Below are 13,575 nucleotides of genomic sequence, written 5' to 3' on the forward strand. Positions count from 1 at the left end.
CTCATGTTCGATCACCGCGCCCTGCGCGCCTTCTGCCTGGAATTCAACGGCGCCGTCGAGGAGTTCCCCTTCAACCCCGACACGGCGGTCTACAAGGTGGGCGGGAAGATCTTCGCGCTCTCCGCGCTCGACGCGGCCGACCCGCTCACCGTCAGCCTCAAGTGCGACCCCGAGGAGGCGGTGCGGCTGCGCGCAGCGCACCCCGAGATCGTCCCCGGCTACCACCTCAACAAGCGGCACTGGAACACCGTGACGCTGACCGGTGACCTCCCGGAGCACCAGGTCAAGGAGCTGATCGAGGACTCCTACGACCTGGTCGTCGCGGGGCTGCCGCGCGCGCAGCGCCTCAGGCTGGACCGTCCCTGAGCTCCGCCGCCAGCCTGTCGCGGAGTTCGACCTTGCGTACCTTGCCGCTGACCGTCATCGGGAAGGCGTCCAGGAGGTCGAGGTAGCGCGGGACCTTGTAGTGGGCGAGCCGGTCGCGGCAGAAGTCGGCCAGCTCCGCCTGCGTGAGGGTGTCCGCCGGGTCCTTGAGGATGACGCAGGCGGCGATCTCCTCGCCGTACTTCTCGTCCGGTACGCCGACCACCTGCACGTCCGCGATCTTGGGGTGGGAGTAGAGGAACTCCTCGATCTCGCGCGGATAGACGTTCTCGCCGCCCCGGATGATCATGTCCTTGATGCGGCCGACGATGCGGAGGTAGCCGTCGTCGTTCATGACGGCGAGGTCCCCGGTGTGCATCCAGCCGTCCGCGTCGATGACCTCGGCCGTGCGCTCGGGCTCCTCCCAGTAACCGAGCATCACGCTGTACGCGCGGGTGCACAGTTCGCCCGGCTCGCCGCGCTCCACCGTCTCCCCCGTGGTCGGGTCCACGACCCGCACCTCGATGTGCGGCAGCACCCGGCCGACGGTCTCCGTGCGGTGCTCCAGGTCGTCGTCGCGGCGGGTCTGGGTGGAGACCGGCGAGGTCTCGGTCATGCCGTAGCAGATGGAGACCTCCGCCATGTGCATCTCGGCGACCACCCGCTTCATGACCTCCACCGGGCAGGGCGAGCCGGCCATGATGCCGGTGCGCAGCGAGCTCAGGTCGTAGGAGGCGAAGTCGGGGAGGTTCAGCTCGGCGATGAACATGGTGGGGACGCCGTAGAGCGAGGTGCAGCGCTCCTGCTGGACGGCGCGGAGCGTCGCGGCCGGGTCGAAGGCGGGCGCCGGGATCACGGAGCAGGCGCCGTGCGAGGTGATCGCGAGGTTGCCCATGACCATGCCGAAGCAGTGGTAGAAGGGCACCGGCAGGCAGACCCGGTCCGCTTCGGTGTAGCCGACGGCCTCGCCCACCCAGTAGCCGTTGTTGAGGATGTTGCGGTGCGAGAGGGTGGCGCCCTTGGGGAAGCCGGTGGTGCCGGAGGTGTACTGGATGTTGATGGGGTCGTCGGGCGTGAGGGTCGCCGCGATCTCCGCCAGCCGTGCCGCGGGCACCGAGGTCCCGGCCGCCAGCAGCTCCTCCCAGGTGGGGTCGGCGATGAAGACGACCTCGCGGAGGCGCTCCGCGTCCGGGCGCACCTCCGCGACCATCCGCCGGTAGTCGCTGGACTTGTGCGCGGTCGCGGAGACCAGCACCTCGATGCCCGACTGGTTGAGCACGTAAGCCAGTTCGTGCGTCCGGTAGGCCGGGTTGATGTTGACCATGACGGCGCCGATGCGGGCCGTGGCGTACTGGGTCAGCGTCCATTCGGCGCAGTTGGGCGCCCAGATGCCCACCCGGTCGCCCTTGGTCACGCCCTTGGCGAGCAGGCCGAGCGCGACCTCGTCGACGGCGCGGCCGAACTGCTCGTACGTCCAGCGCCGGCCGCCGGCCACGTCGACCATCGCCTCGCGGTCGCCGAACCGCTCGATGGCCAGCTCCAGGTCGGCGCCGATCGTCCGGTCCAGCAGGGGCCGGTCGCGCTCGCCGCTCTCGTAGGACAGCGGACGGCCGTCCGGCGCCGTGGTCTCGTGCGTGCTCATCGGTGGTCCTCCTCGCGGTACTCGGCGCCGCGGTCGCCGCCGGCGGTGCGCTCGCGCAGCTCGATGCGGCGGATCTTGCCGGACACGGTCTTGGGCAGCTCGGCGAACTCCAGGACGCGGACGCGCTTGTAGGGGGCCAGCACCTCGCGGGAGTGCTCGAAGAGCGCCTTGGCGGTCGCCGGGCCCGGCTCCCAGCCGGCGGCCAGCACGATGTACGCCTTGGGCACGGCGAGCCGCAGCGGATCGGGCGCGGGGACGACGGCGGCCTCGGCGACCGCCTCGTGCTCCAGCAGCGCGCTCTCCAGCTCGAACGGGCTGATCTTGTAGTCGGAGGCCTTGAAGACGTCGTCGGCACGCCCGATGTAGGTCAGACAGCCGTCGCCGTCCCGGGAGCCGATGTCGCCGGTGCGGTAGTAGCCACCGGCCATCGCCTCGGCGGTGCGCTCGGGGTCGCCGTGGTAGCCGGCCATCACGCCGACCGGCCGGTTCCGCAGATCGAGCGCGATCTCGCCCTCGTCGCCCGGCTCGCCGGTCACCGGGTCCAGCAGGACCACGTCGTAACCGGGCGTGGGGCGGCCCATGGAGCCGGGCTTGAGGGGCTGGCCCGGGGTGTTGGCGACCTGGACGGCGGTCTCGGTCTGGCCGAAGCCGTCGCGGATGGTCACGCCCCAGCTCTGCCGGACCTGTTCGATGATCTCCGGGTTGAGCGGCTCGCCGGCCGCGACGGTCTCGCGAGGCGCGGTCTTCAGCGCGCTCAGATCGGCCTGGATGAGCATCCGCCAGACAGTGGGCGGCGCGCAGAAGGTCGTGACGTGCGCCCGGTCCATCTCCGCCATCAGCCGGGCCGCGTCGAACCGGGTGTAGTTGTAGAGGAAGACGGTGGCCTCGGCGTTCCAGGGCGCGAAGAGGTTGGACCAGGCGTGCTTGGCCCAGCCCGGCGAGGAGATGTTCAGGTGCACGTCGCCCGGCCGCAGGCCGATCCAGTACATCGTCGCGAGGTGGCCGACCGGGTACGAGGTGTGGGTGTGCTCCACCAGCTTGGGCCGGGCCGTCGTCCCGGAGGTGAAGTACAGCATCAGCGGGTCGTCCGGCGCGGTGTCGCCGGTGGGCTCGAAGGTGTCGGGGCTGTCGTACGCGTCCTCGTACGCGAGCCAGCCGGGCGCCGCGCCGCCCACCGCGATCCGAGTGTACTCGCCGGGCACGCCGTCGAACTTGGCCGTGTCGGAGGACCGCACGATCACATGGCGGGCGCGGCCCCGCTCGACGCGGTCGGTGAGGTCGGCGGGGCCGAGCAGCGGCGTCGCGGGGATGACGACGGCGCGCAGCTTCATCGCGGCGAGCGCGGTCTCCCACAGTTCGGCCTGGTTGCCGAGCATGACGATGATGCGGTCGCCGGCGCTTACCCCTTTCGAGGTGAGCCAGTTGGCCGCGCGGTTCGACCGGCGGCGCATCTCCTCGAAGGTCAGCCGGGTCTCCCGGCCGTCCTCCTCGACGATGTGCAGCGCGAGCCGTTCGTTGTCGCGGGCGATGGCGTCGAACCAGTCCAGCGCCCAGTTGAAGCGCTCGGGGCGCGGCCAGCTGAAGCCCTCGCGTGCGGCCTCGTAGTCCTCCCGGTGCCGCAGCAGGAAGTCCCGTGCTGCCCGGAACGTTTCCGTCGGGCTCGTCCCGCGCGTGTCCGCCATGTGTCCTCCTCATTGCCCCGCGGCTTCCGGCCATCGTGTAATCAGTGACGCAGGTCTCACCACCCCCGAACGGGGGGAAGCGGAGGGTAGCGCGTGCGGAACGATGCGGAGCGGAACGAGTCCGCCGAAGTCAGGGCGGCGCTGCTGCGGCTGCGCCGGGCCAGCGGACTGCCCGTGGCCTTCGGCGGTCTGCTCTCGGGCAGCGGCCGCTTCCGCATCGGCGAGATGACCGGTACCGCCACCACCGCGCTGCGCGGTCTGCGCATCGACTCCGGCAACGGGCTGGGCGGCAAGGCAGCGGCCCGCTCCCGGCCGTTCGCGGTGACCGACTACCACTCCTCCGTGGTGATCAGCCACGAGTACGACGCGGCGGTGGCGGCCGAGGGGCTGAAGTCCGTCCTGGCGGTGCCGGTCGTGGTGCGGCGCCGGGTGCGCGGCGTGCTGTACGGGGCGCTGCGGCAGCCGCTGCAACTGGGTGACCGGCCGCTGTCGGCCGCGCTGGAGGCGGCCAGGGAGCTGGAGCAGGCGCTGGTGGTGCAGGACGAGGCGGAGCGGCTGCTGTCGGTGGCCCGGCAGCCGACCGCCGCCGATCCGGTGATGTGGGAAGAGGTCAGGGAGGCGCACAGCGCGCTGCGTGCCCTGGCCAACCGGGTCGGCGACGAAGCACTGCGGCAGGAGATGCTGGCGGCCTGCGGCCGGCTCGCGGCGGCCTCGGGCGGGTCCCACGGCGGCCCCGCGGTGGCCCTCGCGCCGCGCGAGGTGGACGTGCTGTCCTGCGTGGCCTCCGGCGCGACGAACGCGGCGGTCGGCGAGCGGCTCGGGCTGCGCCCGGAGACGGTCAAGGGGTACCTGCGCTCCGCCATGCGCAAGCTGGGCGCCCACAGCCGGCTGCAGGCCGTGGTCGCGGCCCGCCGGGCCGGCCTGCTGCCCTGAGGCGCCGGGCCGCGCGTACGCCACGCGCCCGGCCCACCGGGCAGGCCGCGGACGCGTTCCTGGGAGAGGCTGGAGGCTGCCGTCGGTCGGTGTGTGGCGTCAGTGAGGAGGGCGGCCCGTGTCAGGTCCCGCGACCGGGAGCGAGGGAGGGCCCGTGCTGCCGGCGGGGCTGGCGGCCGGGGTCTACGTCCAGGACGGCTTCGGGCGGATCTCCTATGTCAACGCCCGGGCCGAGGAGCTGCTGGGCCGCCCGGCCGCCGAGCTGGTGGGCGGCGATCCGCACGAACTGCTGCACCGCAATGCCGACGGCACCCGGCTGCCGCGCCCGAACTGCACGCTGCTCCAGGCGTTCCTGGCCGGTGAGACCGTGGCCCTGGACGGCTGCCAGTGGTTCGCGCGCGGGGACGGCGAGCAGATCTGCGTCGGCGGGCTGTCCGTGCCGTACGAAGTGGACGGCGCACCGGCCGGCGCCGTCGTCCTCTTCTTCCGGCGCCCGCCCGAGGAGGAGCGCGAGCCCGCCGACGCGGCGAACGTCGCGGCCCTCACCGACCTCGCCGACCGGCTGACCATGGTCGCCGAGACCACCGCCGTGCTGACCTCCACCCTTGATCTGGACGAATCGCTGAAGCGGCTCGTACGGCTGGTAGTGCCCCGATTGGCGGACTGGGCGGTGGTGGATCTGCTGGAGGAGCAGCACTCGCTGCGCCGGGTCGCCGTCGTGCACCACGTGAACGGGCAGCACGTACGGGTGGACGAGCTGGCGGGTCCGATGCCGCCGGTGCTGCAGACCTCGCGGATGCCGCTGTCCAGCGTGCTGCGCGGGGCAGCGCCGCGGATCGTCTCGCCGGAGGTCTACGAGGGGCCGCCGGACTCGGGCATCGCCGTCCAGCAGCGCGAGATGTTCAAGGCGATCGGCATGCGCTCCGCGGTGATCGCGCCGCTGCGCGGCCCGGGCAAGGTGCTCGGCGCGCTGACGCTGGTCCGCACGGGCCAGGAGAAGCCGTTCGACTCGGCGGAGCTGGCGCTGGTCGACGACATCGCCCGCCGGGCCGGGCTCGCGGTGGACAACGCGCAGCTGTACGAGCGGCAGCGGCGGGTCGCCGAGACCATGCAGCGTCACCTGCTGCCGCCGCTCCCCCGCATCGAGGGCCTGGAGATGACGGTGCGCTACCACCCGGCGCCGCACGCCTCCCGGGTCGGCGGCGACTGGTACGACGTCTTCGGGCTGCCGGACGGGAAGACGGCGCTGGTCATCGGGGACGTGGTGGGCCACGACCTGCAGGCGGCCGCCTGCATGGCCCAGGTGCGCAACATGCTGCGGGCGTTCGCCTGGGAGCACACCGAGGCGCCCTCGGTCACCGTCGACCGGCTGGACCGGGCGCTGGTGCACATCAGCGAGGTGCAGCTGGCGACCATGATCCTGGCGCAGGTCGAGCGGGACGGCGACTGGCGGCTGCGCTGGACCAATGCCGGGCATCCGCCGCCGCTGCTGGTGCACGCCGACGGCCGGGTGTGCTTCCTGGAGCAGGACGCCGCCGACCTGGTGCTCGGTACGGAGCTGTCGCCGGGGCGCACCGACTTCCGGCAGGTGCTCCCGCCGCGGAGCACGGTGGTGCTCTACACCGACGGGCTGATCGAGGCGCGCGGCCTGCCGCTGAGCGAGGGGCTGGACCAGTTGGCCCGCTTCGCCGCCGCGCTCGCCGACCGCTCGCTGGACGACTTCTGCGACCAGCTCATCAGCCGCGCCCTGTACGCCGCGAACGAGGACGACGTGGCGCTGCTGGCACTGCGGGTGCCAGGGGACGGCTGAGGCGGGGCGCTACTGCGCCGAGGGCGCGGGCATCCCGAAGTCCAGTACTTCGTTGGCTTCCCGCTCGGTCTTCTCGGCGTACTCGCGCGCCTCGGTGGCGACGTCACCCTGCTCGGTGATGAGCTGATCGTAGATCGGGGTGAGCGGTCTGTCCGGCGAGTTCATCGTGCAGTGTTCCTTCGTTCTCGGACATGGCGACAGCCGCCCACGAATGGCGCGGACGGCCGGCCGCCGATCTTATCGTCCGCCTACCGGGAGCAGTACCCGCTGTCTCAGGCAACGGACCCGATACGGCGTGCGGTGACCGATGTGTCGTGATGGATCGGGGTATGTGCGCCGGTGAGCGGCGTGCCCGTACCGCCGCGGCGCGCTGCGACGATCTCGGCGGCGATCGACAGGGCGGTTTCCTCGGGCGTACGGGCACCGAGGTCGAGGCCGATCGGCGAGCGGAGCCGGTTCAGCTCCAGGTCAGTGAGGCCGGCCTCGCGCAAACGGCGCAGCCGGTCCAGGTGGGTGCGGCGGGAGCCCATGGCGCCGACGTAGGCGACGGGGAGCCGCAGGGCCCGCTCCAGCAGCGGGACGTCGAACTTGGCGTCGTGAGTAAGCACACAGAGCACGGCGCGGGGGTCCAGCTCCTGGGAGTCCAGGTAGCGGTGCGGCCAGTCGACCACGATCTCGTCGGCGTCGGGGAAGCGCGCCTGCGTGGCGAAGACGGGCCGGGCGTCGCAGACCGTGACGCGGTAGCCGAGGAATTTCCCGGCCCGGACCAGGGCTGCGGCGAAGTCGATGGCGCCGAAGACCAGCATCCGCGGGGCCGGCACGGACGATTCGACGAGCAGGGTCAGCGGGACGCCGCACCTGCTGCCGTCGGCGCCGATCTCCACGGTGGTGGTGCGGCCCGCGTCCAGCAGGGCGCGGGTCTCCTGGAGCGCGGTGCGGTCCAGCTCGGGGTGGCCGCCGAGGCTGCCGGCGCGGCTGCCGTCGGCGCGGACGAGGAGGGCGCGGCCGAGGAGGTCGGCCGGGCCGGAGACGATGCGTGCGAGGGCCGCCGCCTCGGCGGAGACGGCGGCGGCCACCGCGGCCACGAGCGTCCTGGAGGTGCTGTCCACCGGGGCCGAGGGGTCGTCCGGCCCCTGCGATGGCTCCGGGGCGCTCGCGCGTACCGGGGTGACGAGGATGTCGATGATGCCGCCGCAGGTCAGGCCGACGGCGAAGGCGTCCTCGTCGCTGTATCCGAACTGCTCCAGTACCGGCTCACCGGTCTCCAGGGCCTGTTGGCACAGCTCGTACACCGCACCCTCCACGCAACCGCCGGAGACGGACCCGATCGCCGTGCCGTCGCGGTCGACGGCGAGCGCGGCGCCCGGTTGCCGGGGCGCGCTGCCGCCGACGCCCACCACGGTGGCCACGGCGAAGTCGCGTCCCTGCTCGACCCACCGGTTCAGCTCGTCGGCGATGTCCAGCATGTCCAGCTCCTTGTCTGCGATTGCGCGGAGGGCCGATGCGGCCTCCGCCCGGGCACGGTGCCCGGCTCGGGCGGGTCTCCCCTACCCGATGTCGTTGAAGGCGAAGTTGGCGATGAAGACCAGCGCCAGGATCCACATCAGCGGGCCCGGCTCGCGCCACTTGCCCTGCGCGAGCTTGATCGCGCAGTACGAGATGATGCCGACGGCCACACCGTTCACGATCGAGTAGGTGAACGGCATGATCACCACGGTCAGGAAGACCGGGATGGCCACGGACCGGTCGCGCCAGTCCACGTGCCGTGCGTTCTGCATCATCATCGAGCCGATGACGACCAGCGCGGCGGACGCGACCTGGGCGGGCACGATCTCCGCCAGTGGGGTGAAGAGCAGTGCCGCACCGAAGAGCAGGCCGGTGACGGTGGCCGACAGGCCGGTACGGGCACCCTCGCCGACGCCGCTCGCGGACTCGATGAAGACGGTCTGGCCCGAGGCGCCGGAGACGCCGCCGATCGCACCGCCCGCACCGTCGATGAGCAGCGCCTTGTTCAGCCCCGGCATCCGGCCGAGGTGGTCGGCGAGCTTGGCCTCCTGGCCGACGGCGATGATCGTGGCCATGGCGTCGAAGAAGCCGGCCAGGACCAGGGTGAAGACGACCATCGCCACGGTGGTGGCCCCGAGCTCGGCGAAGCCACCGAACTCGATCTTGCCGAACAGGCTGAAGTCCGGCGACGAGACCAGGGTGTCCGGCAGCGACGGAGTGGCCAGGCCCCACTGCTTGTCGCCCAGCCCGAAGGCCGCGGTGACGATGAGCGAGAAGACCGTGCCGACGGCGATGCCGATCAGGATCGCGCCGGGGATGTTCCGGGCCAGCAGCATGAAGATGACGACGAGGGTGAGGCAGAAGGCCAGGACGGGCCAGCCGGACAGATGGCCGTGGACGCCGAGGGTGACCGGCGCCGAGGCGTTGCCGATGCCGACGAACCCGGCCTTGACCAGGCCGATCATGGTGACGAAGAGGCCGATGCCGATGGTGATGGCGTGCTTGAGGCCCAGCGGGATCGCGTTCATGATCTTCTCGCGGAGCCCGCTGATCACCAGGAGCATGATCACGACACCGTAGATCACACACATGCCCATGGCCTGCGGCCACGACATGTCACTGATCACCTGGGTGCCGAGCACGCCCGAGACGCTCAGACCGGCGGCGAGCGCCAGCGGGACCTTGCCGACGACGCCCATGAGCAGCGTCGCGACCGCGGCCGCGAAGGCGGTCGCCGTGATCACGGCGCCCGGCTCGAGTGTGCCGCCCACCGCGTCCTTGCCGCTGAGCAGGACGGGGTTGAGCAGGAGGATGTACGCCATCGCCATGAAGGTGGTGATGCCGCCGCGCAGCTCCCGGCCGAGGGTGGAGCCACGCTCGGATATGTGGAAGTACCGGTCGAGCCATGACCGGCCGGCGGGCTGGCGCGAACCCGCGCCTGCGTCCTCCGCCGTGGTCGGCTCGATGGTGGGCTGGGTCATGGTGCCTATCTCCCAAGGTTCATAGGGGCACTCACAAGGGGGGAAGTGTGAGATTTGGGATGGAGCGGGCCGCACGACCCGGGGGACGGCCCGAGACGAACGTTTTTCAGCCAATGCGGCGCCGGAGGGATCCTAGGAGCCGCTGCTGATGTGGGGGAAACTCCGGGCGGTACGAACCGCGGGAGGACGGACAGGACACCCCAAACCATCCGTACCGCCCGGAGCATCAGGTGCCGGTGAGGTGTTCGGGCCGCACCGGCGTTTTCGTGAGCGCCAGACCTGTCGCCGCCCGGATGGCGGAGAGGACAGCCGGGGTCGAGGACAGGGTCGGCGCCTCACCGATGCCGCGCAGCCCGTAAGGAGCGTGTTCATCGGCAAGTTCGAGGACGTCCACCGGGATGGTGGGCGTGTCCAGAATGGTGGGGATCAGGTAGTCGGTGAACGAGGGGTTGCGGACCTTCGCCGTCTTGGGGTCGACGACGATCTCCTCCATGACCGCCACGCCCAGGCCCTGGGTGGTGCCACCCTGGATCTGGCCGACGACGGACAGCGGGTTGAGCGCCTTGCCGACGTCCTGCGCGCAGGCCAGCTCGATGACCTTGACCAGGCCGAGCTCGGTGTCGACCTCGACGACCGCGCGGTGCGCCGCGAAGGAGTACTGCACGTGGCCGAAGCCCTGGCCGGTCTCCAGGTCGAAGGCCTCGGTGGGGCGGTGCCGCCACTCCAGCTCGACCTCCACGGCCTCCTCGCCCAGCACGTCCGCGATGTCGGCGAGCACCTCGCCGCCGTCGGTTACGACCTTGCCGCCCTCCAGGAGCAGCTCGGCGGTGGCCCACGCCGGGTGGTACGTGCCGAACTTGATCCGGCCCTTCTGCAGGACCTGCTCGCGCACGGCCTCGCAGCTGTTCTTCACCGCGCCGCCGGTGACGTAGGTCTGCCGGGAGGCGGAGGTGGAGCCGGCGGAGCCGACCTGGGTGTCGGCCGGGTGGATGGTGACCTGCTGGACGCCCAGCTCGGTACGGGCGATCTGCGCGTGCACGGTGATGCCGCCCTGGCCGACCTCGGCCATCGCGGTGTGCACGGTCGCGACCGGCTCGCCGTTGATGACCTCCATCCGCACCTTCGCGGTGGAGTAGTCGTCGAAGCCCTCGGAGAACCCGACGTTCTTGATGCCGACGGCGTAGCCGATGCCGCGGACGACGCCCTCACCGTGGGTGGTGTTGGACAGGCCGCCGGGCAGCGCGCGGACGTCGGCGCCCTCGGTGGTCTCCCACTGGTTCTCCGGCGGCAGCGGCATGGCCTTCACGCGGCGCAGCAGCTCGGCGACCGGCGCGGGCGAGTCGACCGGCTGCCCGGTCGGCAGGAGCGTGCCCTGCTCCATGGCGTTGCGCTGCCGCAGCTCGACGGGGTCCATGTCCAGCGCCTTGGCCAGCTTGTCCATCTGCGCCTCGTAGGCGAAGCACGCCTGGACCGCGCCGAAGCCGCGCATGGCGCCGCACGGCGGGTTGTTCGTGTAGAGCGCGACGGCCTCGATGTTCACGTCGTCGACGACGTACGGGCCGACGGCGAGCGAGGAGGCGTTGCCGACCACGGCCGGGGAGGCCGAGGCGTACGCGCCGCCGTCCAGCACGATGCGGCACTTCAGGTGGGTGAGCTTGCCGTCCTTGGTGGCGCCGTGCTCGTACCAGAGCTTGGCGGGGTGCCGGTGGACGTGCCCGAAGAAGGACTCGAACCGGTTGTAGACGATCTTGACGGGCTTGCCGGTGCGGAGCGCCAGCAGGCAGCCGTGGATCTGCATCGACAGGTCCTCGCGGCCGCCGAAGGCACCGCCGACGCCGGAGAGCGTCATGCGTACCTTCTCCGGCGGCAGGCCGAGCACCGGCGCGATCTGGCGCAGGTCCGAGTGGAGCCACTGGGTCGCGACGTACAGGTCGACGCCGCCGTCCTCGGCCGGCACCGCGAGGCCGGACTCCGGGCCGAGGAAGGCCTGGTCCTGCATGCCGAAGTCGTACTCGCCGGTGACGATCACGTCGGCGCGCTTGGCGGCCTCGTCCGCGTCGCCGCGGATGATCGGCTGGCGGTGGACGATGTTCGGGTGCGGTACGTGACCCGCGTGGTGGTCGTTGCGCCCCGGGTGGAGCAGCGGGGCGTCCTCGGCGAGGGCCGAGGCCTCGTCGGTGACGACCGGCAGCTCCGCGTAGTCGATCTTGATCTTGGCGGCGGCCCGCCGCGCGGTCTCCGGGTGGTCGGCCGCGACCAGCGCGACCGGCTCGCCGTGGTGCCGTACCCGGCCGTGGGCCAGTACGGGCGTGTCCTGGATCTCCAGGCCGTAGTTCTTCACCGCGGTGGGCAGGTCGTCGTAGGTGAGGACCGCGTAGACACCGGCCTGGGCGAGCGCCTCGGAGGTGTCGATGGAGCGGATCTCGGCGTGCGCGACGGTGCTGCGCAGCGTGAAGCCCCACAGCATGTCCTCGTGCCACATGTCCGAGGAGTACGCGAACTCGCCGGTCACCTTCAGCGTGCCGTCCGGGCGCAGCGTGGAGGCCCCGATACCGGCCGGCGTCTTGCTGCCCTGGGTGAGATTGGTGGGTGTCCGGGTGACTCCGGCCATGGTCAGGCCCCCGTTCCTGCGGTCTCGTTCTCGCCGCGGGCGGCCGCGAGGCGGACCGCGTCGAGGATCTTCTCGTAGCCCGTGCAGCGGCACAGGTTGCCGGACAGCGCCTCGCGGATGTCGGCGTCGGACGGCTGGGAGTTGCGCTCCAGCAGCTCGTCGGCGGCGACCAGCAGACCCGGCGTGCAGAAGCCGCACTGGACGGCGCCCGCGTCGATGAAGGCCTGCTGGATGGGCGAGAGAGCCGTATGCGGGGAGGTGCCCTGCTCACCCGTCCGGCTGTCCTCCGGACCGGCGGGCTTGGCGGCCCAGCCCTTGGCCTCGTCCAGCGTGGTGCCCTTGGCCCCGCCACAGGCACCCGTGCCGCAGCCGGTGCGCTCGGCGCGCTGCTGGGCGAAGTCGGCCAGGCCCTCGACGGTGACCACGTCGCGGCCCTCGACCTGCCCGGCGGCGACCAGGCAGGAACACACCGGCACGTCGTCCAGCCGGACCGTGCAGGAGCCGCACTCGCCCTGCTCGCAGGCGTTCTTCGAACCCGGCAGGCCCATCCGCTCGCGGAGCACGTACAGCAGGCTCTCGCCTTCCCAGACGTCGTCGGCCGTCTGCTCGCGGCCGTTGACGGTGAACTTCACGCGCACTGTGCGCCTCCCTGTGCCGTGCGGCCGTTGCCGCGGTAGGACTCCCACACCCAGCCGAGCGTGCGGCGGGCCATCACACCGACCGCGTGCCGGCGGTACTTCGCGCTGCCGCGCACGTCGTCGATCGGGTTGCAGGCACCCGTCGCCAGCTGCGCGAACTGCTTCGCCACGGACACCGGGACCGGTGCGCCGGACTCCCAGAGACCGGCCTCCTCCAGCGCCGCCGCGAGGAAGGTCTCGGCCTCCTTGGCACGTACCGGGGTGGGCGCGGCCGAACCGATGCCGGTCCGTACCGTCTTCGTCTCCGGGTGCAGCGCGATACCGAACGCGCACACCGCGATGACCATGGCGTTGCGCGTACCGACCTTGGAGAACTGCTGGGCCCCGGTGGCCTTGGGCAGGTGGACGGCGCGGATCAGCTCGTCCTGCTCCATGGCGTTGCGCTTGACGCCTACGTAGAAGTCGTCGATGGGGATCATGCGCACGCCGCGGGCCGCCGACTCCACCTCGACCTCGCCGCCCGAGGCGAGCAGCGCGGGGTGCGCGTCGCCGGCCGGGGAGGCGGTGCCGAGGTTGCCGCCGACGCCGCCGCGGTTGCGGATCTGCGGGGAGGCGACGGTGTGCGAGGCGAGCGCCAGGCCCGGCAGCTCGGTACGCAGGTTCTCCATGATCCGGGTGTACGGCACGGAAGCGCCGAGCCGTACGGTGTCCGCTCCGGTCTCCCACTCCCGCAGATCACCGATGCGGTTCAGATCCATCAGGTATTCGGGGCGGCGGTGGTCGAAGTTGATCTCGACCATCACGTCCGTGCCGCCCGCGATCGGCACAGCGGTGGGGTGCTCGGCCTTCGCGGCGAGCGCCTCCTCCCAGCTGGCGGGGCGAAGGAAGTCCATGTGTGGCTCTCTTCTC

The 13,575-nt window shown here is 71.7% G+C and carries 11 protein-coding genes; 3 read left to right on the plus strand and 8 right to left on the minus strand.

Features of this window, described 5'->3' with window-relative positions; translation table 11 throughout:
• Nucleotides 1-3: 3 nt before the first annotated feature.
• Nucleotides 4-366 (plus strand): MmcQ/YjbR family DNA-binding protein, encoded by a 363-nt coding sequence (locus ACIGQF_RS35300; RefSeq protein ID WP_399719136.1) that lies wholly within the window; start codon nt 4-6, stop codon nt 364-366.
• Here the strand turns inward: ACIGQF_RS35300 and ACIGQF_RS35305 are convergent.
• Both ACIGQF_RS35305 and ACIGQF_RS35310 read right to left on the minus strand, forming a co-directional pair.
• Nucleotides 347-2,005: an AMP-binding protein gene (locus ACIGQF_RS35305; RefSeq protein ID WP_399719139.1), complete on the minus strand. Its 1,659-nt coding sequence runs from the start codon at nt 2,003-2,005 to the stop codon at nt 347-349. The genes ACIGQF_RS35300 and ACIGQF_RS35305 overlap by 20 nt on opposite strands.
• Complete coding sequence (locus ACIGQF_RS35310; protein WP_399719142.1) at nt 2,002-3,687, minus strand: AMP-binding protein; 1,686 nt, start codon at nt 3,685-3,687, stop codon at nt 2,002-2,004. The genes ACIGQF_RS35305 and ACIGQF_RS35310 overlap by 4 nt, the downstream gene beginning before the upstream one ends.
• A 93-nt stretch (nt 3,688-3,780) precedes the next feature.
• Between ACIGQF_RS35310 and ACIGQF_RS35315 the strand changes: the two genes are divergently transcribed.
• Entirely contained in the window at nt 3,781-4,620 is an 840-nt protein-coding gene (locus ACIGQF_RS35315; RefSeq protein ID WP_399719144.1) for a response regulator transcription factor, read from the plus strand.
• Nucleotides 4,621-4,738: 118 nt separating this feature from the next.
• Nucleotides 4,739-6,430 carry a SpoIIE family protein phosphatase gene (locus tag ACIGQF_RS35320; protein ID WP_399719147.1) on the plus strand — a complete coding sequence of 564 codons (1,692 nt, stop codon included), beginning with the start codon at nt 4,739-4,741 and terminating at the stop codon, nt 6,428-6,430.
• Nucleotides 6,431-6,439: 9 nt separating this feature from the next.
• Here the strand turns inward: ACIGQF_RS35320 and ACIGQF_RS35325 are convergent, their stop codons facing one another.
• The 6 genes from ACIGQF_RS35325 to ACIGQF_RS35350 all read right to left on the minus strand — a co-directional run bounded on the left by ACIGQF_RS35325 (nt 6,440) and on the right by ACIGQF_RS35350 (nt 13,559).
• Nucleotides 6,440-6,595, minus strand: coding sequence for a hypothetical protein (locus ACIGQF_RS35325; RefSeq protein ID WP_399719149.1), 156 nt, complete (start codon nt 6,593-6,595; stop codon nt 6,440-6,442).
• 107 nt (nt 6,596-6,702) lie between these two features.
• Nucleotides 6,703-7,896: an XdhC family protein gene (locus ACIGQF_RS35330; protein WP_399719152.1), complete on the minus strand. Its 1,194-nt coding sequence runs from the start codon at nt 7,894-7,896 to the stop codon at nt 6,703-6,705.
• Nucleotides 7,897-7,977: 81 nt separating this feature from the next.
• Nucleotides 7,978-9,417: an NCS2 family permease gene (locus ACIGQF_RS35335; protein ID WP_399719155.1), complete on the minus strand. Its 1,440-nt coding sequence runs from the start codon at nt 9,415-9,417 to the stop codon at nt 7,978-7,980.
• Nucleotides 9,418-9,643: 226 nt separating this feature from the next.
• Nucleotides 9,644-12,028, minus strand: coding sequence for a xanthine dehydrogenase family protein molybdopterin-binding subunit (locus ACIGQF_RS35340; protein WP_399719158.1), 2,385 nt, complete (start codon nt 12,026-12,028; stop codon nt 9,644-9,646).
• Between the two features lie 2 nt (nt 12,029-12,030).
• The gene (locus tag ACIGQF_RS35345; protein ID WP_399719160.1) at nt 12,031-12,666 is read right to left on the minus strand and encodes a (2Fe-2S)-binding protein; all 636 of its coding nucleotides are present in this window, start codon (nt 12,664-12,666) and stop codon (nt 12,031-12,033) included.
• Entirely contained in the window at nt 12,657-13,559 is a 903-nt protein-coding gene (locus ACIGQF_RS35350) for an FAD binding domain-containing protein (RefSeq protein ID WP_399719162.1), read from the minus strand. Before ACIGQF_RS35350 ends, ACIGQF_RS35345 begins: the two co-directional genes overlap by 10 nt.
• Nucleotides 13,560-13,575 lie beyond the last annotated feature (16 nt).

This window comes from Streptomyces sp. NPDC053560, assembly GCF_044544605.1.
Classification (GTDB): Bacteria; Actinomycetota; Actinomycetes; order Streptomycetales; family Streptomycetaceae; genus Streptomyces.